Origin of the sequence: Haemophilus sp. HMSC61B11, from assembly GCF_001838615.1 — a bacterium.
Taxonomy (GTDB): Bacteria; Pseudomonadota; Gammaproteobacteria; order Enterobacterales; family Pasteurellaceae; genus Haemophilus_D; species Haemophilus_D parainfluenzae_AD.
Genome location: NZ_KV837963.1, coordinates 52,510 through 75,117 on the forward strand (window position 1 = coordinate 52,510; position 22,608 = coordinate 75,117).

Genomic DNA, 22,608 nt, shown 5'->3' on the forward strand with positions numbered 1-22,608 from the left:
AAAGTGCGGTCAATTTTAACCGCACTTTTTGATTTTAGCCATTGATACCTTTGAACAATGCTTTGGTTTTTACTTTTTTACCTTCAGCTTCGTTTTTAAGGTCTTCTTCTAGCTTAGGAAGTACTTCTTCGTTATACCATTTCGGGTGATGTTTTTTCGCCCAGCGAACGGTTACCCAGCCTTCCACGATACCACGAATGGAGCCTTTTACCCAGAATGCCATGTACATGTGTACCAAAATACCGGTGAACAACATGAATGCACTTAAAGAGTGAAGTAAAATCGCAAAACGTAATACCGGAATAGAGAAGTAGTGCGAGAAAAATTGACGCCACATAATGATGCCGGTTACAAGCAAGGTAACCATCGCCAAGTTCAATGTCCAGAATAACATTTTTTGACCAAGGTTATACTTACCGTTATAAGCAACAGCGTGTTCATTTCCTTTCAATACTTCAAGCATGCCTTTTAACCAGCGGATATCGTTTTTCTCTGGAATGTTGTGATCCCAGTAAAGATAGCCAAGGAAAATAAAGGCAACAAACATAATGATACCGGTGAACGGGTGAATTGCTCGCGCCAATTGCGGGGTACCTAAAATCTCAGTTAACCACGCAAAATCTGGAAAGAAGAAAGCCACACCAGTGAACATCGTCATAAAGAAGCAGATTACGAGTAGCCAGTGGCTAAAACGAGCAGGCGTTCTATGACGAATGATTCGAGTATCATTGCTAATCTCAATCTTACTCATCTTTGCCCCCTTTTCTATCTTCTTCTTCAAATTCGTGGTGATGATCTTCCACATCTTCTTCCACGTTTGGACCTACAGCTAAGTAGTGACCAATTTCAGCAAGTGCTAAACCACCCATTGCCACAGCGGCTACCGGTTTCAAGATATCTTTCCACACAGTGACGGTGAGGTCAATTTGTGGATCTTTAGGAAGACCGGAATAAAGCTCTGGTTTATCCGCATGGTGTAATACATACATTACATGTGTACCGCCCACGCCTTCAGGGTCATAGATGCCCGCGTTTTCATAACCACGTGATTTTAAGTCAGCAACACGTTGTTCTGCGTAGAGTTTCATTTCTTCTTTAGAACCAAAACGAATTGCACCGGTTGGACATGTTTTCACGCAAGCAGGTTCTTGGCCTACAGAAACACGATCCACACAAAGGGTACATTTGTACACGCGGTTGTCGTCTGGGTTCATACGTGGAATGTTGAACGGACAACCTGCGATACAGTAACCACAACCGATACATTTATCTGATTGGAAATCCACGATACCGTTCGCATATTGGATAATTGCGCCTGGTGCAGGACAAGCTTTTAAACAGCCTGGTTCTGAACAGTGCATACAACCATCTTTACGGATTAACCATTCTAAACGATCATTTTCTTCAACTTCGTTGAAGCGCATTACCGTCCATGCTTTTGCGTTGAGATCTACAGGGTTATCGTAGATTCCCACACATTGAGCATTAACATCAGAACGGATGTCATTCCACTCTGAACAGCCCACCTGACAGGCTTTACAACCGATACAGGTGGATACGTCGATTAATTTTGCGACTTCAACTTTATGATCACGCGCTTGAGGTGCTGGTGTTAAACCAGACGTAGCGGAGACCTTGATAATGTCTTGCGATTGAACGCCTTGACCACTTCCTGCCATATTATGCCTCCGCTTTCTCAATGTTTACCAAGAATGTTTTATATTCTGGTGTTTGAGTGACTGCTTCACCCCAAGATGGTGTTAAGGTGTTGGTGGAGAAACCACGGTTACCTTTACCATTTAAGGCTTTCATATTCCAGTGAATTGGAATCCCCACGTGATGTACGGTACGTCCGTCTACTTCTAAATCTTTCAAACGTTTCGTTACCACTGCAACGGCTTTAATGTAGCCACGGCGAGAAGTAATTTTCACCATATCACCTTTTTGGATGCCTTTTTCCGCGGCTAATTTTTCACCAATTTCCACGAATTGTTGTGGTTGAGCGATGATATTTAAGGCAGATTGAGCCGTCCAACTGTGGAAGTGCTCGGTCAAACGATAAGTCGTTGCCACATAAGGGAAGTCTTTGTTTGAACCGATAAATTCACGGTCTTCTTTATAAATACGAACAGTCGGATCAGAGACGACACTTGGGTGTAGTGGGTTAGTGTCAATCGGACTTTCAATTGGTTCATAGTGCTCAGGTATAGGACCATTCGCAATTTTATCTACAGCGAATAGACGGCCAACACCTTCTGCGGACATAATAAATGGACCTGCATCAGAACCTGGTGGTTGTGTGCCATAGTCAGCTACATCTAACCAGTTCCAGTTTTTACCGTTCCATTTGATTAATTGACGGTGTTTATCCCAAGGATTACCGTTAATATCAAGTGAAGCACGGCTGTAAAGGATACGACGGTTTGCTGGCCATGCGAAGCCCCAACCTAATGTACAACCTAAACCTGATGGGTCAGAGTTATCACGGTTTGCGGTTTGGTTACCTTTTTCAGTCCATTGACCCACATAGATCCAGTTACCTGATGAGGTGGTACCATCATCACGTAAGTGAGCGAATCCGTTAAGTAATTGACCTTTTTTATACATGACGTTGCCATCAGCATCGAGAAGATCAGCAAGTGCGTAACCGTTCAATTCTTTCGCTAATTCTACAGAACTTGGTGAATGCGGTTGAGCATAGTTCCAAGTCATCGCTTCGAAAGATTCGATACCACGACCACCTTCTTTTTGATAAAGGTGATGCATTTCTTCACGAATCATAGAAAGAATTTCAACATCTGGTAACGCTTCACCAGGTTGGTCACAGCCTTTCCAGTGCCATTGAGCCCAACGACCAGAGTTAGCAATAGAACCATCTTCTTCTGCGAAACAGGTGGTTGGTAAACGGAATACTTCAGTTTGAATATCTGCTGGATTCACATTGTTTGATTCACCAAAGTTTTTCCAGAACTCAGAAGATTCAGTTTGAAGCGGATCCATTACGATTAAGAACTTCAATTTGCTCATACCCGCAACAGTTTTGTTTTTATTCGGTAATGAGTTTAATACGTTGAAACCTTGTAAAATCCAACCGTTTAATTTGCCATCATTCATTAACTTAACATGAGTGATAGGGTCGTATAAGCGGTCTGCTTTTGGTAAGAAATCGAAACCCCAACCATTTTCTTTGGTTGCTTTATCACCATAGAACGTTTTCATCATACTGACGAAGAATTTCGATGTATTACGATAGTAGTTCACTTGGTTTGGTACGATATCTTTTGGCGTAATCGCATTAATGTATTGTTCGTAGGACGTATCTTTATCATTCGGCAAACGCATATAACCCGGTAAAGACATCGGCAATAAGCCCATATCTGTTGTACCTTGTACGTTTGAGTGTCCACGTAATGCATTAATACCGCCACCTGGCATCCCCATATTACCTAAGAGTAATTGGATCATTGCCATTGAACGAATATTTTGTGTACCGATAGTGTGCTCGGTAAAGCCTAACGCATATAAGTGCGTCATAGTTTTATTCGGTGCAGAGGTTTTACCAATTTCTTCACAGATTTGTAAGAAGAGTTTTTGCTTAACACCGGTAATACGTTCAACTATTTCTGGGGTATAGCGAGAAACGTGATCTTTCAAGATATTAATCACACAACGTGGATCTTGTAAGGTCATATCACGTTTAGCATTACCATTTTCATCAAATTGGTAATTCCATTTAGATTTATCGTAAGTGTGTTTTTCTTCATCAAAACCTACGAATAAACCATCTTCAAATTTGAAACCTTCATCGACTAAGAATGAAGCATTGGTATAGTGTTTAACGTATTCGTGTTGAATTTGATTCGTTTCCAATAAGTAACGGATCACACCCATTAAGAATGCGATATCAGAACCGGAACGAATTGGTGCATGAAGGTCAGCTACAGAAGCTGTACGGTTAAAGCGAGGGTCAACCACGATGATTTTTGCACCGTTTTTCTTCGCTTCGATCGCCCAACGGAAGCCAACAGGGTGAGCTTCAGCAGGGTTACCACCTTGAACAATAATAAGATTGGCGTTTTTGATGTCAACCCAGTTGTTTGTCATGGCACCGCGACCAAATGATGGAGCAAGACTTGCTACCGTTGGTCCGTGTCAAGTATTCGCTTGGTTACACATCGGCACTATGCCCAACATCCGCACCCATTTATGAGTAAGAAGTGCGGCCTCGTTGCTCATGGCAGAGGCGGTCATAATACCTGTGGTTGTCCAACGGTTAACCGTTTTGCCACTTGCGTCTTTTTCAACGAAGTTCGCATCACGGTCATCTTTTAATAAACGAGAAACGCGTTTGATCGCTTCTTCCCAAGAAAGACGAACCCATTTGTCAGAACCCGGTGCTCGATATTCAGGGTATAATGCACGGCTTTCACTATTAACATAGTCTAACGCGCCAGCACCTTTAGGACATAACGCACCACGGCTTACCGGATGGTCTGGGTCACCTTCAAGGTGGAATAATTTAGAACGGGTATTGGTGCCTGTATGGCTGCTTAAAGCATCGTAAGGTTTGCCTGTGCTATATAACAACATACCACAGCTCACTGCACAATATGTACAGGTGTTACGGGATTCAAAAGCCCGTAATAATTTGTATTCACGTGGTGCCGCTAAGACAGATGAGGGTGCAAAGCCCAACATTGCCGCAGACGTCCCCGCCATACCACCTGCACAGATCTTAAAGAACTTACGTCTAGAGACCTGCATAATCACTCCTTCATAACGGCGAACCGTCAAGATATTTTGATAGTATAAATTCGTATAGATAATTTATTTGATTTAGTTAAAATAACCATCAACCATTAAATTGATTATAAAAAATGACCAATTTAAACGGAATAATTTTAACTATTTTTTAACCAAAAATCTATAATCAATACTTGTTATAGTCGCTTAAAAAGTTGAGCTAGATCACAAAATAAATATTTTTTGTTAAAAAAAAAGTAACATTTTTGATACAGATATTTTATTGGGAAAACATTATGCACTGGATAATCAACAAAACGATTAATTTCTTAAAAAAAATACCCGAAAATCCAACCGCACTTTTTATTGAAAAGCAAGATAGTCTGGCGGCGGAAGTCCCTGTTTCACTTGTCTATAATGGTATTGCACATACCGTCATGATGTGCTCTCCCCAAGATTTAGAGGATTTTGCTTTAGGCTTTTCATTAGCTGAAGGCATTATTGAGAAAAAAGCGGATATTTATGGCATTGATGTGGTAGAAGTGTGTAATGGTATTGAAGTACAAATTGAATTATCTAGCCGCCAATTTGTCGCATTAAAAGATCATCGTCGTACTTTAACGGGAAGAACGGGATGTGGCATTTGTGGTACAGAACAAATTTCACAAGTCTATAAAAAATTGCCAAAATTAGACCGTACTTTCCAATTTAATTTAAATTTATTGGATGGCTGCTTAGCACAATTACAAACTAATCAAGAGCTCGGGAAAGAAACAGGGGCGACACATGCAGCTGCCTTTTTTGATTTATCGGGTAATCTATTGGCAATTCGAGAAGATGTAGGGCGACATGTGGCACTAGATAAATTAATCGGCTGGCATGCTAAACAGAATCAACCGCAAGGATTCGTACTTGTTTCAAGCCGAGCCAGTTATGAAATGGTTCAAAAATCGGTAGCTTGTGGTATCGAGTTACTTGTTGCGATTTCTGCTGCGACAGATCTCGCCGTGAATATGGCTGAACAACACAATCTTTCCCTTATCGGCTTTGCTCGCCCAGGAAAAGCCAATATCTATGCGGGTAAAGAGCGGTTGCTTTTAGCTTAAGTTTTATCTATTAAAAAGTGCGGCCAAAAACATTCTTATTTTTGACCGCACTTTTTTTATTCCGTTTATTCTTTTGGCGATTTACCCTCTAAGAGTACTTCAGAAACCCAACGTTGAGTCAGGCGTTTGCCTTCTTGATCCGTACCAAATTTCATAAAATCAATATCCACTAGTTTTAATTTGCTAGCTGGCAGGAAACCTGGTGCAGGTTCTGCATGGATATTGGTTGGAAGTTGATAAGAGTCTGATTCTTTCCAAGGAATTTCTTGCGCTTCTTTGCTTAGCACGAAATCCATAAACAGTTTGGCATTATCAAGATTTCTAGCTCCTTTAATGATGCTTGCCCCGCCTAAAGAATAGCCCACGCCTTCGCATGGTAAAATGCCTTCAACTGGTGCACCATTTTTCTTCTCACGCGGATAAACCAACATAAAACCTAAATCAATCGCCACGGTACCGTTAGCCAAATAGTTGCTGGCAAGGCCTGTTTTGGTATGTTGCATGAGATTTGGTTCTAGTTTCTTCAGATAGTCAAAGGCTTTTTCTTCTCCCCATAATGTGGAAAACGTACTGATAAGCGAGTAACCAGTACCGGAAACACGAGGGTCAGGGTATTGAATGTAACCTTTATATTCTGGTTTTATCAAGTCTGCATAGCATTTTGGGGTAGGAATATTTAATTCTTTCAATTTTTTAGTATTGACCCCAATACCTAGTTCCATTAAGTAAATCACAGAAGTGAAATTACCGCGTTGATCCATTAAAGATTTAAATTGTGGCATGATGTCTTTTTGTAATGGGGAACGATAGGATTCAAGCAAGCCTAACTCTGCGGCTTGAAGATGGGGTTCAATGGTGCCACCAAACCAGAAATCAGCTTGTGGGTTTTCTTTTTCAGCTTTAATTTTGCCTAATACGACGCCTGTACTATTACGTACAAATTGTGCATCTACATTGTATTTTTTACTAAAGGCTTGAGTGACTTTTTCGCATACAACGTTTTGTACGCTGCAATAGACAGTGAGTTTACCTTCAGCCTGTGCGTGAGATGTGAAGGCGAGAGCCGCAAGGGTAGAAAGTGCGGTTAATTTTAGTGTTGTTTTAATTGACATTGTGTCTCCTTTAACTTCGTCAATATTTAGTAATTATTTGATATTGCTAATATAAAGGGGAGGAGTAAATTTGTAAATATCAGGTTGTTTAAAAATATAATTCCCACTATAATCCCTGTAAATTTAACCAGATTAAAATAAGAGCGATGGATATTTCAGAATTACTTGATGGCTTGAATGATAAACAACGTGAAGCAGTGGCAGCACCACTTGGCAATTACCTTGTGCTTGCTGGTGCAGGAAGTGGTAAAACTCGTGTATTGACTCATCGTATTGCTTGGTTGATTGCTGTAGAAAATATTTCTGAAGGTAGCATTATGGCGGTAACCTTTACCAATAAAGCCGCTGCTGAAATGCGCCATCGTATTCAAGATACCTTATCCAAACATGCTCAATCGAATCTATTTGGTATGTGGATTGGCACATTCCATAGCATTGCCCATCGATTATTACGCGCTCACCATTTAGATGTAAACTTGCCACAAGATTTCCAGATTTTGGATTCTGAAGACCAACTTCGTTTAGTAAAACGCTTGATGAAATTGCACAATTATGATGATAAAGCATTTCCACCCAAACAAGCGTGCTGGTATATCAATAATAAAAAAGATGAAGGTTTAAGACCGCAAGATATCAATGATTTTGGCGATCGTCAGGAAAAAGAGTGGATTAAGATTTATCAAATTTATCAAGATACTTGTGATCGTGCAGGTTTGGTAGATTTTGCCGAATTGTTAATTCGTGCGTATGAATTATTTGCTAAAAAGCCCGTTATTTTGCAGCGCTATCAGCAACGTTTTCAGCATATTTTGGTGGATGAGTTCCAAGATACCAATAAAATCCAATATGCTTGGATCAAAGTTCTTGCCGGCAATACGGGCAAAGTGATGATTGTGGGCGATGATGATCAATCTATTTATGGATGGCGTGGTGCGCAAGTTGAAAATATTCAAAAATTCCTAAAAGATTTCAAGGCTGAAACTATTCGCTTGGAGCAAAACTATCGTTCTACCGGCAATATTTTGAAAAGTGCCAACCAACTTATTTCGAATAATAGTGATCGTCTCGGTAAGAATTTATGGACCGATGGTGAAATGGGCGAGCCCGTGGGTATTTATGCGGCATTTAATGAGTTAGATGAAGCAAAATTCGTGGCGTCTCAAATCCAAAACTGGGTAGACGACGGCGGAAAATTAGATGATTGTGCAGTTTTATATCGTAGTAATAGCCAATCTCGTGTTATTGAAGAAGCGTTGATCCGTTGTCAAATTCCTTATCGTATTTACGGTGGGATGCGATTCTTCGAACGCCAAGAAATTAAAGATGCGTTGGCTTATTTACGTTTAATTAATAATCGTCAAGATGATGCTGCATTTGAGCGAGTGATTAATACGCCTACTCGAGGTATTGGCGATCGTACTTTAGATGTGTTACGAAATTTAACTCGTGAACGTCAGATTACCTTATGGCAAGCCATACAAGTGGCGACGCAAGAAAATATGCTAACAGGGCGTGCTTCAACCGCATTGTTGCGTTTCCAAGAGTTGATTAATTCTTTACAGGTTGATACAGCCGAAATGCCACTGTTTGCACAGACCGATTTCGTGATTAAACATTCTGGATTATACGATATGTATAAACAGGAAAAAGGCGAGAAAGGCGAAGTCCGTATTGAAAACTTAGAAGAGTTGGTAACGGCAACCCGAGAATTTATCAAACCTGATGAAGCAGAGGATATGACCGATCTTACCGCCTTTTTAACTCATGCTTCTTTAGAAGCTGGAGAAGAGCAGGCCTCACCACATCAATCTTGTGTAGAAATGATGACTTTGCATTCAGCAAAAGGTTTGGAATTCCCACGTGTGTTTATGGTGGGGGTAGAAGAGGGCGTATTCCCAAGTTTACGTTCATTTGAAGAACCCGGTCGTTTAGAAGAAGAACGCCGTCTTGCTTATGTGGGCATTACTCGAGCTAAGCAAAAACTGACGATTTGTTATGCAGAAAGTCGCCGAGTTTACACGAAAGAAGAACGCCATTTGCCTTCACGTTTTATTACAGAATTGCCATCAGAGTGCATTCAAGAAATCCGCTTGCGTGGAACGGTGACTAGAGCATTAAACCAAGCAAAAGTAGGGAGTTTAAGCGCGAGTTTAAGCGCGAGTTTGCCTGAGAACGAATGGAAAATGGGGCAAAAAGTGAAGCATGAAAAGTTTGGTTTTGGCACAGTGATAAACGTTGAAGGCTCAGATAATAACACCCGTTTACAAATCGCTTTCCAAGCTCAAGGCATTAAGTGGCTGATTGCGCATTTGGCAAAATTAGAAAAAGTGCGGTAGAATCGGGAGGATTTTATTGCAGCGGGCATGAATATTGATGTTTGTGCTCAAGGTGCCAAGTGCGAAAGCATTCGAAGAAATGACCGCACTTTTATCATGTGGGAAGTAGATGTTTAAATTTATTTTAAAACGTATTTTGATGGTGATTCCTACCTTTATCGCCATTACTTTTGTAACTTTTGCGCTCATTCATTTTATTCCAGGTGATCCTGTGGAGATTATGATGGGAGAGCGAGGTTTAACGCCAGAAGTTCATCAACAAATGATGAAGCAACTTGGTCTCGATTTACCGTTGTATCAGCAATATTTCAATTATATTGGTAATGTAATACAAGGCGATTTCGGTGAATCATTCCGCACCCAACAACCTGTTCTGAAAGAGTTTTTCACACTTTTCCCTGCTACCTTTGAATTAGCTTTCTTTGCACTATTTTGGTCATTAATTGCCGGTATTACGCTAGGAACGATTGCGGCAGTCAAGAAAGATAGTTGGATTTCTCACACCGTGACAGCTATGTCATTAACGGGTTACTCCATGCCAATTTTCTGGTGGGGATTAATTTTGATCTTATATGTTTCACCTTGGTTTGGTTTACCACAAGGGGGACGTTTAGAAGATAGTTTCTGGATCGATACACCAACGGGTTTTATGTTAATCGATACTTGGCTTTCAGGCGTACCAGGCGCCTTTTGGAATGCAATTAAGTCATTGATTCTACCATCTATTGTGTTAGGTACCATTCCACTTGCGGTGATTACTCGAATGACACGTTCTTCGATGTTGGAAGTGTTAGGTGAAGATTATATTCGTACCGCAAAAGCGAAAGGCTTAAGTTATACCCGAATTGTGATTGTTCATGCGCTACGTAATGCACTGATCCCTGTTGTGACCGTGGTGGGATTGATTGTAGGACAGTTATTATCCGGTGCAGTTTTAACCGAAACAATTTTCTCATGGCCGGGTATTGGTAAATGGATTATTGATGCGATTTCTAATCGTGATTATCCAGTCTTACAAGGCGCCGTGTTGATTATTGCTACAATTATTATTGTGGTGAATTTGACGATCGATTTACTTTATGGCGTGGTAAACCCACGTATTCGCCATCAATAAGGAGCCTTATTAATGACGGAACAAACTTTACCTATTGAAACCTTCGCACCGCGCACACCGTTGCAGGAGTTTTGGTTTTATTTCAAACAAAATAAAGGGGCGGTGATTGGGCTCACTTTTATCCTTGCTGTTGCATTAATCAGTATTTTTGCCCCTTGGATAGCACCTTTTGATCCTATCGAACAAAATCGTTCAGCGCTATTGTTACCGCCTGCGTGGTATGAAGGCGGCAATTCAGCTTATTTACTGGGTACGGATGACATTGGTCGAGATATTCTTTCTCGCATTATTTATGGTACGCGCATTTCTGTTTTTGCAGGTTTCATTATTGTCATTTTATCTTGCATTTTAGGGACGAGTCTTGGCTTGCTCGCAGGCTATTATGGTGGAGCATTAGATACATTAATTGTTCGTTTTATTGACATTATGTTGGCTATCCCAAACTTGCTTTTAACCATTGTGGTGGTGTCAATTTTAGAGCCTTCTTTAACAAATGCGACGTTGGCGATTGCCGTGGTTTCGATTCCAAGTTATGTGCGCTTAACACGTGCAGCAGTATTAAACGAGAAAAACAGAGATTATGTCACCTCTTCACGAGTGGCGGGAGCAAGCGTATTACGTTTAATGTTTATTGTCATTTTACCGAATTGCCTTGCACCGCTTATCGTACAAATGACGATGGGGATTTCTAATGCGATTTTAGAATTAGCGACTTTAGGTTTCTTAGGTATCGGCGCAAAACCACCAACACCAGAATTGGGTACTATGTTATCTGAATCACGTAGCTTTATGCAGGCGGCAAACTGGTTGGTTACCATTCCAGGTTTAGTGATTTTATCGCTTGTTTTAGCATTTAACTTAATGGGCGACGGGTTGCGTGATGCACTCGATCCAAAATTAAAACAATAGGGGGCAGAATGGCATTATTGGATGTAAAAGAGCTGTCTGTTCACTTTGGTGATGAAAAAGCACCTTTTAAAGCGGTGGATCGTATAAGCTACCAAGTCAATCAAGGCGAAGTATTAGGTATTGTCGGCGAGTCAGGTTCAGGGAAATCAGTAAGTTCCCTTGCTGTGATGGGCTTAATTGATTTTCCTGGGCGTGTTTCAGCGAAAGGGCTAGAATTTGAAGGTAAAGATCTCTTAAGCTTACCGGCAAAAGAAAAGCGGGAATTAGTTGGCGCAGATATTGCCATGATCTTCCAAGACCCGATGACAAGCTTAAATCCGGCCTATACGGTGGGTTTCCAAATTATGGAAGCCATCAAAGCGCATCAAGGCGGCAGCAAAAAAGAACGTCGTGAGCGCACCTTAGAGCTATTACGTTTAGTCGGTATTCCTGATCCTGAATCACGTATTGATGTTTATCCGCATCAGCTTTCTGGCGGGATGAGCCAACGCGTTATGATTGCTATGGCCATTGCATGTAAACCGAGATTGCTCATTGCTGATGAACCAACCACTGCACTGGATGTGACTATTCAAGCACAAATTGTAGATTTGTTACTTGAGTTACAGCAAAAAGAATGTATGTCGTTGATTCTGATCACGCATGATCTTGCGTTAGTCGCAGAAGCGGCGCATCGTATTATTGTGATGTATGCAGGACAAGTAGTGGAAGAAGGGCGGGCGGAAGATATTTTCCGTGAGCCAAAACATCCTTACACTCAAGCGTTATTGCGTTCTTTACCTGAGTTTGCAGAAGGTAAATCTCGTTTGCAATCTTTACCTGGTGTGGTGCCAGGTAAATACGATCGCCCACAAGGTTGTTTGTTAAATCCACGATGTCCGTATGCGACCGATCTTTGTCGAAGTGTTGAACCTGAATTGCGTCAAATAGGAAATCGACAAGTAAAATGTCACACCCCATTAAATGCCCAAGGAGAACCTAGCAATGTCTAATGTCGCACAAAAAAATGCACCATTGCTTAATGCTATTGGGCTGAAGAAATATTATCCTGTCAAAAAAGGGATGTTTGCTAAAACACAGCAAGTGAAAGCATTAGATGGTGTGTCTTTTTCCTTAGAACGTGGTAAAACCCTTGCGGTGGTAGGCGAGTCTGGTTGTGGTAAATCGACACTTGGTCGTCTATTGACGATGATAGAAGAACCGACAGAAGGCGAGTTGTATTACAACGGGCAAAATTTCTTAGAGAATGATCACGAAACGAAAGCATTGCGCCGTCAGAAAATCCAAATCGTGTTTCAAAACCCTTACGCATCACTAAATCCGCGTAAGAAAATCGGCACAATTTTGGAAGAGCCTTTAGTCATTAATACCAATCTATCGGCTAAAGAACGTAAAGAAAAAGTGTTATCCATGATGGCGAAAGTGGGATTGCGCGCAGAGTTTTATGATCGCTATCCACATATGTTTTCGGGCGGACAACGTCAGCGTATCGCGATTGCTCGTGGTTTAATGCTTGATCCTGACGTGGTTGTAGCGGATGAACCTGTTTCAGCGTTAGACGTATCTGTTCGTGCGCAAGTGCTGAATTTGATGATGGATTTACAAGCTGAGCTTGGTTTATCTTATGTGTTTATTTCCCATGATCTTTCAGTGGTTGAGCATATTGCTGATGAGGTGATGGTGATGTATTTAGGCCGCTGTGTTGAAATGGGCTCAAAAGAGCAGATCTTTGCTAATCCTCAGCATCCTTATACACAAGCGTTACTTTCAGCAACACCAAGATTGTCACCTGAATTACGTCGCCAGCGGATTAAATTAACCGGAGAATTACCAAGTCCGATTAATCCGCCAAAAGGTTGTGCTTTTAATCCGCGTTGTTGGAAAGCAACGGATAAATGTCGAAATGAGCAGCCTAAATTGGAAAAATATCCTGATGGTAAGTTAATTGCTTGTTTCCATCTCGATTAGAAAGAGAAAAGAAAATGACCGCACTTGTTGATTAAGTGCGGTCATTTTTTTAGACGTTTTGAGTACGATAGCGGAAATTGAAGAAGACAAAGATGCCAAGTGCAATCATCGCTAATGCTGCCCCCGTAAAGCCAATATATTCAAGACCAATATGGCGAGCGATTTGGTTACCAAACAGTGCACCTGCACCAATACCCGCATTGAAAATACCGGAATAAATGGCACTTGCGACGTCCGTTGCATCAGGAGCAAGTTGTAGTACGCGCATTTGTAATGCGAGTCCGATACAAGAGATGCCAATACCCCAAATAAAAGCAAGGGTAAACATCGTGGCGGTATAACTCGCAGAGGCAAGCATAAATGTTAAAGATATAGTCAGTAAAATCATTGCCCCACTGATAAATTGAGTTGGACCGAAACGGTATAAGCGGTTAAATATCACACTTGCGGTAATGCCAGAAACCCCAAAAACTAACAAAATTATCGTTGCAAGATTTGGATCGAGTTCGCCGATTTGAACCATAAAGGGTTCAATGTAGGTATAAGCGGTAAAGTGCGCAGAAACAATGATTACCGTTGTAGCATAAAGTCCAATTAGTAATGGACGTTTTGCTAAAATCGGCAGACTAGATAACGAGCCTGCATTTTTACTTGGTAGATTTGGTAATAAACGCATAATAAATACCATCACAACCAAAGCTAATGCGGCAATGATTGCGAAAGTAATACGCCAACCAACTAATTGACCGACTAAACGGCCTAATGGTAAGCCTAAAATAGTCGCAAGGGATGTACCGATAGCGAGCATACCAATTGCTTGTGTTTTCTTATTCTTCGGTGCCACACGCATCACTAATGATGCGGTAATTGCCCAGAAGAGTGAATGCGCTACTGCAATACACATACGAGCAATTAGCAGAATCCAATAATTCCATGCAATGACCGAGATAATATGACCGATGATAAAAATGACGAAAAGTTTCAGTAATAAGCCTTTACGTTCCATATCGCCTGTCGCGAGCATGGCGGGTAAAGACATGATCATGACAGTCCAAGCATAAACGGTCATCATTAAACCCACATCGGAGCTTTGCATATCAAAACTTTGTCCGATGTCTGTGAGTAACGCAACTGGCACAAATTCCGTGGTGTTAAAAATAAAAGCGGCGCAAGCCATGATAACTACGCGCCAATATTTAGTTCTTTCTGCTTTCTGATAAAATGACATTATTTTAATTTCTCTTTAATTAATTCTTTCAATTGATGACGAAAGTTTTGGTCAATATTCACCTTATATTGTGGTGAGTAGCAACTATCGAAAAAGCGAATAGGCAATGCCAGCTTTTTGTATTTTTCGTTAGTGGATCTTAAGGTTAAATTGACATCACATTGTACATTATCTAAATCAATGGCTCCAGAACCTTCACCTAAAAGTGCGGTTGTTTTTAAGTTCATTTTATCTACTTTAAGCAAGTGATTCTCGAATGAAAGACGCGACTCTAAACGCTCGTAAGGCGTATTCATATTTCTACTTGCGGTTAAATCGCTGTTGTAATTAATCGGTAAATACTGTGCTGCCATATCCAATAAGTTCAATCCTAAAATTTCACCATTTTGAGCATCGAAATAGAATTCCCCTTTGGTGAGTTCTGAATTGGTTAGGGCGAGTTGGATATTAAAATCAGCATTACCTGTTAATGTATTAGGGAAGTTTAGCAAGGCGATAAGTTGCGCCATTGGGAAATTTTTACCAGAAAAATTGACCGCACTTTGTAGATCTTTATGACTAAATTTAAAGGTGGCTAAACAATTCTGGCAATCAGGTTGCAAATAGGCATTGATGGTTTTAACTGGTTTTGAAAAATCAACATAAGTTTCGATATAACCGAGTGGCTGTTGATTTAAACGGGCATTAACAAATTGAATCAAATTCTTGCCTTGATGGTTTAGGTTAATATTTCCCTTGCTGAATGCAAATTGATATTGCGTGTTTGTGCCATAAAGTGGTTTATAAAGAGAAAGAGTAACCGCACTTTCACCTTTAAATGCAATGTTTTGGTTAAAAATATTTTTAAGTGAAAAATCAGTAAAACGGCCATGAATATTGGCATGGTTTAAGGCTTGTTCACTCAGTTTAAAATGAGTGATTTGGATTTCTTCTAAAATCGGATTGCCTGATAAAAGCGGGAAGAGCGCAAATTTAGCGTCAATGTTTTCAGCTGAAAGTTGATGGTATTTCAAACCCGATAAATTTACCGTTGGTTGAGGTAGAAGGCTTAGTGAAAAATCATGTGCTTGAATATCGTATTGCGTTAAATGATCGGCAATACTATTTTTCAGTTGATTAAGTTGAATGTAGAAAAAAGCAAAGATCGAAAACAGCACGATCAACAGGCTAATTGCGATCTTTTTCATTGATTAATCCTCATTAATTCGGCTCGCTACCGCATTTTGCTGATGTTTATATTTCGCATCTTTACGGCTGATGTAAGGACGAGCTGCTGGGCCACTTAATACTTCAAAACTTAAAGCACCAATCACCATATTTGGACGCAATGCTAAAGGTAATTTGCCGGAGTTGTAGAATTCCAACACAATTTTGCCTTCCCAACCTGGATCAATACGATGAGCGGTAACATGCACCATTAAGCCTAAACGAGCAAGTGAAGAACGACCATCTAGCCAACCGATAATATTGGCAGGGAGTTTCACTGACTCCAATGTGGTTGCTAATGCCAACATACCAGGGTGTAAGAAGAAGGCTTCATCATCACCGATAATAATTTCGTCACTCATCACTGATTCAAGTTGAGCAGAGACTTCTTCTTTCGGGCCACTTAAATCAATATAAGGCGCGGAATGTTCACGAAATACGCGAAATGAATTGCCTAAACGCACATCAATGGTTGCCCCATTGATTTTATCATTTTCAGGACGAGGCGTTAAAGAAATAATGCCATCATCTAGATAGCGTTCGATATCGGTATCGCAAAGACGCATGATTTTTCCTATTTTTCGTTTAATAAATGAAGAATTTGAGCTTTTAACATATTAATCGCAATACGGTTTTTACCACCTCGAGGTATCACGATATCCGCATATTGTTTTGATGGTTCGATAAATTGCAAGAACATTGGACGAACAGTTGCACGATATTGGTCAATGACTGATTGTAATGAACGACCACGCTCTTCCATATCACGTTGTAAACGGCGGATAAAACAAATATCTAATGGCGTATCTACGAAGACAGAAATATCGGCTAATTGGCGAACTCGCTCATCAGTGAGCAATAAGATGCCTTCTAAAATCACAATTTTTTTCGGCGTGAAGTGTTTGGTCTCGCCTGTTCTGGTATGATCAACATAGCTATAGACGGGAATATCAACGGCAGTTCCGTTTTTTAAGTCTTTTAAGTGTTGAATGAGTAAATCTCTATCCATTGAACTTGGGTGGTCATAATTGGTTTTTACTCGCTCACTCATCTCTAAATGGCTTTGATCTTTATAGTAGCTGTCTTCAGCAATAATGCCGATTTCTTCACAACCTAAGTCGTTACAAAGTTCTTTATGAACGGTGGAAGCAATAGAGCTTTTTCCTGAAGCGGATGCCCCCGTGATAGCGATGATAATACAAGATGAGTCTGACATAGAACGTCCTCAAAAACGGAAGGTAAAAATTACAAGGATTATAAAGAAAAATCAGTTTAAATTCATCTTTCTTTTTTATTTAAATTTTTTAAATTTGTGAAGTAGTTCACGGAATTTTTTTTCGTTTTCGCTTACGATGTGCTCGTTTTTATTATTTCATCAGTGTTATTTATGAGGAGTGTACGATGAAAATGAATAAAATTTCTCTCTCCATTTCAACCGCACTTTTAGCTGCAGGCTTCATGACATCATCAGCTGTTAATGCTCAAGGGCGTTTAGTGGTGTATTGTAGTGCGACTAACATTCTTTGTGAAACGACAACTAAAGCCTTTGGCGAAAAATATGATGTGAAAACCTCATTTATTCGCAACGGTTCAGGCAGTACTTTTGCAAAAGTTGAAGCGGAAAAAAATAACCCACAAGCAGACGTTTGGTTTGGTGGTACATTCGACCCTCAAGCACAAGCGGCAGAATTAGGTTTAATCGAACCTTATAAATCTAAACACATTGATGAAATTGTTGAGCGTTTCCGTGATCCAGCGAAAACCAAAGGACATTATGTCTCTGCGATTTACATGGGTATCTTAGGTTTTGGTGTGAATACCGAGCGTTTAGCAAAATTAGGTATTAAAGAAGTACCAAAATGCTGGAAAGATTTAACCGATCCTCGCTTAAAAGGTGAAGTGCAAATTGCTGACCCACAAAGTGCGGGTACAGCTTACACTGCATTGGCTACTTTCGTTCAACTTTGGGGCGAAGATAAAGCCTTTGATTTCTTAAAAGCATTACATCCAAACGTATCGCAATACACCAAATCAGGTGTGACTCCATCTCGTAATGCAGCACGTGGTGAAACTGCGGTAGGTATCGGTTTCTTACACGATTACGCACTTGAAAAACGTCAAGGTGCGCCGTTGGAATTAGTGGTGCCTTGTGAAGGTACAGGCTACGAGTTAGGCGGCGTGAGTATCTTAAAAGGTGCGCGTAACATCGATAACGCAAAATTATTCGTGGATTGGGCATTATCTAAAGAAGGTCAAGAGTTAGCATGGAAACAAGGTGATTCTTTACAAATCTTAACCAACACCACAGCGGAACAATCGCCAACCGCGTTTGATCCAAGTAAACTTAATCTGATCAATTATGACTTTGAAAAATACGGTGCAACCGAACAACGCAAAGCCTTAATTGAAAAATGGGTTCAAGACGTTAAATTAGCGAAATAATGTTTAAAGTGCGGTTAAAAACAGAGAAATTTTGACCGCACTTTGCATTTTAAATCCACAAGATGGGTTACTACGATGAGTGCCAACTCATCTTATTTCTATAAAGACACAGGAGTGAACCAATGAAAATGTCTAACGTTGCTTTAGCACTTTCTGGTGTTGTATTTGGTGGCGTGTTACTGAGCTCTCACGCATCAGCAGCAGAAGGCCGTTTAGTTGTTTATTGTAGTGCACAAAATACGATGTGCGAGCAAGAAACCATGGCTTTTGAGAAAAAATATGGTATCAAAACCAGTTTTATCCGTGGTGGCACAGGCACAATTTTAGCCAAAATTGATGCTGAGAAAGACAACCCTCAAGGAGATGTGTGGTATGGCGGCACGCTTGATCCTCATTCTCAAGCGGGTGAAATGGGCTTACTTGAAGCGTATAAGTCACCAAATCTCGCTCAAATTCCTGAGCAGTTTAGAGATCCCGCTAAAATTAAGGGCAACTATTCCTCCGCGATTTATCTCGGTGTATTAGGCTTTGGTATCAATCCAGAACGTTTGAAAAAACTCAATTTACCGACACCAAAATGTTGGAAAGATCTAGCTGATCCTGCTTATCGTAATGAGATCCAAGCAGCCGATCCACAAAGTTCTGGAACAGGTTATACTCAGTTAGCGACCTATATCCAACTTTGGGGTGAAGATGAAGCGTTCAAATATCTCAAAGAACTCAATAAAAACGTTTCCCAATATACTAAATCCGGTAACACGGCAACCCGTAATACAGCACGTGGTGAAACCGCAATCGGAATTGGTTTTTTACATGAATATTCTTTAGAGAAAGCCAAAGGTGCACCAGTGGAATTAGTTGTACCTTGCGAAGGTACAGGCTATGAAATTGGTGGCGTGAGCATTATTAAAGGTGCAAGAAACCTTGAAAATGCGAAATTATTTGTGGATTGGGCGTTATCAAAAGAAGCGCAAGAGTTAACCTGGAAAAAAGGGGAAGCGTATTCTATTTTAACCAATAGTACCGCTGAGCAATCGCCTTATGCACTCGATTTTAAATCCATCAATTTAATTAATTATGATTTTGACAAATACGGCTCAAGTGATTTACGTAAACGTTTGATTACAAAATGGGTTGATGATGTTAAATTAGCAAAATAATGATGTATACATAGCGAAATAATAGCTATTATATTATTTCGCTTTTTTCTTTTATGCGAGGTTGTATGAACGCAAATAAACTTCCTATTATCCAATCTGCTAACTTTTGGATAATTCTTGCTGTAATTGCATTTCTTCTTCTGCCTTCCCACGCTTTAGATTATGGCTTGTTTGAAAGCACAAGCGATGAATACTTAGGTGCAATGGGTTGGTCTTCGTTAAATATTACGGCATTATGGTTTTTACCGGTTATTTTATACGGATTGATGCCACTTCTTAAATTACCGAAGGATACGCAAGCGAAAGCTGAGCTGTATCTTATTGCTGCGGCGACGTTGTTTATCTTTGTCAGTGCGACAATTTATAAAGTCAGCATGGGTTATTCTGTGATTGTATTAATCGCGAGTTTAACCGCATTGGCGACATTTTCCTTCGCCAAATTAAAAGTGATGCAAGGGGATAAATTTATTATTGCCTCTTTACTTTGCATTATCTTATTAATTTTCTTCTTCATCGTTTATCCAACATTGGCCATCTTTGTTTCAATGTTCTATGACGGTGATACCTTTGCACCGCAACAAGTGATGCGAATTCTAACTCAAAGCTATATTGTTCGAGTTATTAGCAACTCGTTATTTTTATCTGGCTTTGTGGGTATCGTATCAACAATTTTCGGTTTAGCTTTTGCACTTTATACCACCCGTATTGCACGTAGAACAGCATTTATTGGTAAAATTTTCTCTATTTTACCAATCGTTACACCGCCATTCGTTGTGGGTTTAGGGGTAACATTAATGCTAGGTCGTTCTGGTTATGTGACTGAGTTCTTAGCTTCAACATTTGGATTTGAGAACCACAACTGGTTATACGGCTTTAACGGAATTGCCATTGCGCAGATTCTTGCTTTTGCGCCGATTTCATTCATGATTTTAGATGGGGCATTAAAATCGGTTCACCCATCAATTGAAGAAGCGTCTTACACCTTACGTGCAAATCGTTACCAAACATTCTTTAATATCATTTTCCCATTATTGCGTCCGGCATTGGCAAACTCATTCTTAATCGTGTTTATCCAATCCTTAGCGGACTTTAGTAACCCGTTAGTATTGGGCGGTAGCTTTGACGTAATTGCAACGCAAATCTACTTCTATATCGCAGGCTCACAATTAGATTACGCGTCAGCAAGTACTTTAGGTTCGATGCTTTTAATCTTCTCATTAGCCGTATTTATCATCCAATATATTTGGATTGGTAATCGCTCTTATGTGACCGTTTCAGGCAAATCCTATCGTGGTGACGTGCAAGATTTACCAACCGGCTTGAAATATACCATCATCGGAATGCTTGGTTTCTGGGTACTCTTTAACTTAGCGTTATACGGCAGTATTTTCTACGGTAGTTTCACGGTGAACTGGGGCGTAGATTACACCTTAACCTTGAAAAACTATGCGATGTTATTCGGACAAGGCTTAAGCGATGGGGCATGGCCATCATTGATTAATACTTTAATCTACGCAGGAATTGCCGCACCATTGACCGCACTTTTCGGTTTATTAATTGCGTATATTGTGGTGCGTAAAGATTTCCAAGGTAAAAAATCTCTTGAGTTCTTAACCATGCTTTGCTTCGCCGTACCAGGAACTGTTGCAGGGGTATCTTATATTTTAGCCTTTAACAATGCGCCACTTTACATTACAGGCACCAGCATTATCGTGATCATTTCAATGGTAATGCGTGATTTACCAATCGGTATGCGTGCAGCGATTGCAGGTCTTGGACAATTAGATAAATCACTTGATGAAGCGTCTCTTTCTTTAAAAGGTAGCTCATGGAAAACATTATGGTTTATCGTTTTACCATTGTTAAAACCAGCGTTACTTTCTGCATTGGTTACAAGCTTTGTTCGTGCAATGACCACCGTAAGTGCGATTATCTTCTTAGTCACCGCTGATACACGTGTGGCAACAGCCTATATTTTAAACCGTGTAGAAGATGGTGAATATGGTGTTGCTATCGCATACGGTTCGATTTTAATTATTGTAATGATGGCTATTATTTTATTCTTTGACTGGATTGTGGGTGATACCCGAATTTCCCGTTCTAAAGCGAAAAAAATGAATTAACTCGTTAAGTTGTAGGTAAATATTATGAGTAATAATGATTTCTTAGTATTAAAAAATATCACCAAATCTTTTGGTAAATCCACAGTCATTGATAATTTAGATTTAACCATTAAACGTGGCACCATGGTGACCTTATTAGGGCCATCTGGTTGTGGTAAAACCACTGTGTTACGTTTAGTGGCAGGCTTAGAAAACCCAACTTCGGGTCAGATTTTTATCGATGGTGAAGATGTAACCAAATCATCTATTCAAAACCGTGATATTTGTATCGTATTCCAGTCTTACGCATTATTCCCGCATATGAGTATTGGCGATAACGTGGGCTACGGTTTACGTATGCAAGGCGTGGGTAAAGAAGAACGCGCTAAACGTGTAAAAGAAGCGTTAGAGTTGGTTGACTTAGCGGGTTTTGAAGATCGTTTTGTGGATCAAATTTCAGGTGGTCAACAACAACGTGTGGCATTAGCACGTGCGTTAGTATTAAAACCAAAAGTATTACTTTTTGATGAACCATTAAGTAACTTGGATGCAAACTTACGTCGTTCTATGCGTGAAAAAATCCGTGAATTACAACAAAGTTTAGGTATTACCTCACTTTATGTGACTCACGACCAAACCGAAGCATTTGCGGTGTCTGATGAAGTTATCGTCATGAATAAAGGTAAAATCATGCAAAAAGCGCCAGCAAAAGAGCTTTATTTGCGTCCAAATTCTTTATTTCTTGCAAACTTCATGGGTGAATCAAGCATCTTTGAAGGTAAATTAGAAAATAATACCATTGACGTGAATGGTTATAAATTACCATTAAGCAATGCGGCGCAATTCAATTTACCGGATGGTGAATGCTTGGTGGGCGTTCGTCCTGAAGCGATTTACTTAAAAGCAGAAGGCGAGGCAGCACAACAATGTGAAATCAAGAGTGCAGTCTATATGGGTAACCACTGGGAAGTGGTGGCAATTTGGGCAGGCAAAGAATTGCTCATTAATACTAAACCAGAAGACTTTAATGCTGATCTCAAACAAGCTTATGTGAATTTCTCTGAACAAGGTATTTTCTTGCTGAAGAAAGAGAAATAATATCAATTTAAAGGCGTATGGAAGCATACGTCTTTTCTTTTAAAATCCGTTCAAAATTGACCGCACTTTTCCGCTCATTTTTAC

18 protein-coding genes are annotated in these 22,608 nt (G+C 40.1%); 10 read left to right on the forward strand and 8 right to left on the reverse strand.

The genetic code is table 11. The annotated features are described in order from the left end of the window. Positions 1–34: 34 nt before the first annotated feature. Genes HMPREF3263_RS03980 through fdnG form a run of 3 tightly spaced genes read right to left on the reverse strand, consistent with a single transcriptional unit; the run spans position 35 to position 4,764 of the window. The gene (locus tag HMPREF3263_RS03980) at positions 35–751 is read right to left on the reverse strand and encodes a formate dehydrogenase subunit gamma (protein ID WP_005696396.1); all 717 of its coding nucleotides are present in this window, start codon (positions 749–751) and stop codon (positions 35–37) included. Next, positions 744–1,679 carry a formate dehydrogenase subunit beta gene (gene fdxH / locus HMPREF3263_RS03985; protein WP_070853002.1) on the reverse strand — a complete coding sequence of 312 codons (936 nt, stop codon included), beginning with the start codon at positions 1,677–1,679 and terminating at the stop codon, positions 744–746. Before fdxH ends, HMPREF3263_RS03980 begins: the two co-directional genes overlap by 8 nt. 1 nt (position 1,680) lies before the next feature. Next, complete coding sequence (gene fdnG / locus HMPREF3263_RS03990; RefSeq protein WP_141762783.1) at positions 1,681–4,764, reverse strand: formate dehydrogenase-N subunit alpha; 3,084 nt, start codon at positions 4,762–4,764, stop codon at positions 1,681–1,683. Between the two features lie 275 nt (positions 4,765–5,039). Between fdnG and fdhD the strand changes: the two genes are divergently transcribed. Further along, on the forward strand, positions 5,040–5,849 hold the full coding sequence (fdhD, locus tag HMPREF3263_RS04000; RefSeq protein WP_005699552.1) for a formate dehydrogenase accessory sulfurtransferase FdhD: 810 nt from the start codon (positions 5,040–5,042) through the stop codon (positions 5,847–5,849). Between the two features lie 65 nt (positions 5,850–5,914). Here the strand turns inward: fdhD and HMPREF3263_RS04005 are convergent, their stop codons facing one another. Continuing rightward, a complete protein-coding gene (locus HMPREF3263_RS04005; protein WP_005699559.1) occupies positions 5,915–6,961 on the reverse strand; it encodes an ABC transporter substrate-binding protein in 1,047 nt (348 codons plus the stop codon). A 146-nt stretch (positions 6,962–7,107) separates the two neighbouring features. Here HMPREF3263_RS04005 and uvrD point away from each other — a divergent pair, with 146 nt between their 5' ends. The 5 genes from uvrD (at position 7,108) to HMPREF3263_RS04030 (ending at position 13,288) form a co-directional block, all read left to right on the forward strand. Then, positions 7,108–9,297: a DNA helicase II gene (gene uvrD / locus HMPREF3263_RS04010; protein WP_005699536.1), complete on the forward strand. Its 2,190-nt coding sequence runs from the start codon at positions 7,108–7,110 to the stop codon at positions 9,295–9,297. 109 nt (positions 9,298–9,406) lie between these two features. After that, the gene (locus HMPREF3263_RS04015) at positions 9,407–10,411 is read left to right on the forward strand and encodes an ABC transporter permease subunit (RefSeq protein WP_005699531.1); all 1,005 of its coding nucleotides are present in this window, start codon (positions 9,407–9,409) and stop codon (positions 10,409–10,411) included. A gap of 12 nt (positions 10,412–10,423) precedes the next feature. Beyond that, entirely contained in the window at positions 10,424–11,320 is an 897-nt protein-coding gene (locus HMPREF3263_RS04020) for an ABC transporter permease subunit (RefSeq protein WP_005699542.1), read from the forward strand. 8 nt (positions 11,321–11,328) lie between these two features. Further along, positions 11,329–12,312: a dipeptide ABC transporter ATP-binding protein gene (gene dppD, locus HMPREF3263_RS04025; protein ID WP_005699545.1), complete on the forward strand. Its 984-nt coding sequence runs from the start codon at positions 11,329–11,331 to the stop codon at positions 12,310–12,312. Further along, on the forward strand, positions 12,305–13,288 hold the full coding sequence (locus tag HMPREF3263_RS04030) for a peptide ABC transporter ATP-binding protein (RefSeq protein WP_049372425.1): 984 nt from the start codon (positions 12,305–12,307) through the stop codon (positions 13,286–13,288). Before dppD ends, HMPREF3263_RS04030 begins: the two co-directional genes overlap by 8 nt. A 49-nt stretch (positions 13,289–13,337) precedes the next feature. Here the strand turns inward: HMPREF3263_RS04030 and HMPREF3263_RS04035 are convergent, their stop codons facing one another. Genes HMPREF3263_RS04035 through udk form a run of 4 tightly spaced genes read right to left on the reverse strand, consistent with a single transcriptional unit; the run spans position 13,338 to position 16,938 of the window. Then, positions 13,338–14,516 (reverse strand): sugar transporter, encoded by a 1,179-nt coding sequence (locus HMPREF3263_RS04035; protein ID WP_070853004.1) that lies wholly within the window; start codon positions 14,514–14,516, stop codon positions 13,338–13,340. After that, positions 14,516–15,703, reverse strand: coding sequence for an AsmA-like C-terminal region-containing protein (locus HMPREF3263_RS04040; protein WP_070853005.1), 1,188 nt, complete (start codon positions 15,701–15,703; stop codon positions 14,516–14,518). The genes HMPREF3263_RS04035 and HMPREF3263_RS04040 overlap by 1 nt, the downstream gene beginning before the upstream one ends. A gap of 3 nt (positions 15,704–15,706) precedes the next feature. After that, positions 15,707–16,288, reverse strand: a complete 582-nt coding sequence (gene dcd / locus HMPREF3263_RS04045) for a dCTP deaminase (protein WP_049370185.1) — start codon at positions 16,286–16,288, stop codon at positions 15,707–15,709. An 8-nt stretch (positions 16,289–16,296) separates the two neighbouring features. After that, positions 16,297–16,938, reverse strand: coding sequence for a uridine kinase (gene udk, locus HMPREF3263_RS04050; RefSeq protein WP_070853006.1), 642 nt, complete (start codon positions 16,936–16,938; stop codon positions 16,297–16,299). A gap of 185 nt (positions 16,939–17,123) precedes the next feature. On the opposite strand from udk, the gene HMPREF3263_RS04055 reads away from it, so the two are divergent. The 4 genes from HMPREF3263_RS04055 (at position 17,124) to fbpC (ending at position 22,524) form a co-directional block, all read left to right on the forward strand. Next, positions 17,124–18,164, forward strand: coding sequence for an ABC transporter substrate-binding protein (locus tag HMPREF3263_RS04055; RefSeq protein ID WP_070775813.1), 1,041 nt, complete (start codon positions 17,124–17,126; stop codon positions 18,162–18,164). Between the two features lie 122 nt (positions 18,165–18,286). Next, the gene (locus HMPREF3263_RS04060; protein WP_005696379.1) at positions 18,287–19,324 is read left to right on the forward strand and encodes an ABC transporter substrate-binding protein; all 1,038 of its coding nucleotides are present in this window, start codon (positions 18,287–18,289) and stop codon (positions 19,322–19,324) included. Between the two features lie 65 nt (positions 19,325–19,389). Further along, positions 19,390–21,447 (forward strand): ABC transporter permease, encoded by a 2,058-nt coding sequence (locus tag HMPREF3263_RS04065; RefSeq protein ID WP_049370560.1) that lies wholly within the window; start codon positions 19,390–19,392, stop codon positions 21,445–21,447. A 24-nt stretch (positions 21,448–21,471) separates the two neighbouring features. Beyond that, the gene (gene fbpC / locus HMPREF3263_RS04070; RefSeq protein WP_005696376.1) at positions 21,472–22,524 is read left to right on the forward strand and encodes a ferric ABC transporter ATP-binding protein; all 1,053 of its coding nucleotides are present in this window, start codon (positions 21,472–21,474) and stop codon (positions 22,522–22,524) included. Positions 22,525–22,608: the final 84 nt, after the last annotated feature.

Excerpts from the sequence above, each read along its gene's own strand:
- fbpC (WP_005696376.1), top strand. The coding sequence starts at position 21,472 with ATGAGTAATAATGATTTCTTAGTATTAAAAAATATCACCAAATCTTTT.
- HMPREF3263_RS04065 (WP_049370560.1), top strand. The coding sequence starts at position 19,390 with ATGAACGCAAATAAACTTCCTATTATCCAATCTGCTAACTTTTGGATA.
- HMPREF3263_RS04020 (WP_005699542.1), top strand. The coding sequence starts at position 10,424 with ATGACGGAACAAACTTTACCTATTGAAACCTTCGCACCGCGCACACCG.
- dcd (WP_049370185.1), bottom strand. The coding sequence starts at position 16,288 with ATGCGTCTTTGCGATACCGATATCGAACGCTATCTAGATGATGGCATT.
- uvrD (WP_005699536.1), top strand. The coding sequence starts at position 7,108 with ATGGATATTTCAGAATTACTTGATGGCTTGAATGATAAACAACGTGAA.
- HMPREF3263_RS04060 (WP_005696379.1), top strand. The coding sequence starts at position 18,287 with ATGAAAATGTCTAACGTTGCTTTAGCACTTTCTGGTGTTGTATTTGGT.
- fdxH (WP_070853002.1), bottom strand. The coding sequence starts at position 1,679 with ATGGCAGGAAGTGGTCAAGGCGTTCAATCGCAAGACATTATCAAGGTC.
- HMPREF3263_RS04015 (WP_005699531.1), top strand. The coding sequence starts at position 9,407 with ATGTTTAAATTTATTTTAAAACGTATTTTGATGGTGATTCCTACCTTT.
- HMPREF3263_RS04035 (WP_070853004.1), bottom strand. The coding sequence starts at position 14,516 with ATGTCATTTTATCAGAAAGCAGAAAGAACTAAATATTGGCGCGTAGTT.
- HMPREF3263_RS04055 (WP_070775813.1), top strand. The coding sequence starts at position 17,124 with ATGAAAATGAATAAAATTTCTCTCTCCATTTCAACCGCACTTTTAGCT.
- udk (WP_070853006.1), bottom strand. The coding sequence starts at position 16,938 with ATGTCAGACTCATCTTGTATTATCATCGCTATCACGGGGGCATCCGCT.
- HMPREF3263_RS04030 (WP_049372425.1), top strand. The coding sequence starts at position 12,305 with ATGTCTAATGTCGCACAAAAAAATGCACCATTGCTTAATGCTATTGGG.
- HMPREF3263_RS04040 (WP_070853005.1), bottom strand. The coding sequence starts at position 15,703 with ATGAAAAAGATCGCAATTAGCCTGTTGATCGTGCTGTTTTCGATCTTT.
- fdhD (WP_005699552.1), top strand. The coding sequence starts at position 5,040 with ATGCACTGGATAATCAACAAAACGATTAATTTCTTAAAAAAAATACCC.
- HMPREF3263_RS04005 (WP_005699559.1), bottom strand. The coding sequence starts at position 6,961 with ATGTCAATTAAAACAACACTAAAATTAACCGCACTTTCTACCCTTGCG.
- dppD (WP_005699545.1), top strand. The coding sequence starts at position 11,329 with ATGGCATTATTGGATGTAAAAGAGCTGTCTGTTCACTTTGGTGATGAA.
- HMPREF3263_RS03980 (WP_005696396.1), bottom strand. The coding sequence starts at position 751 with ATGAGTAAGATTGAGATTAGCAATGATACTCGAATCATTCGTCATAGA.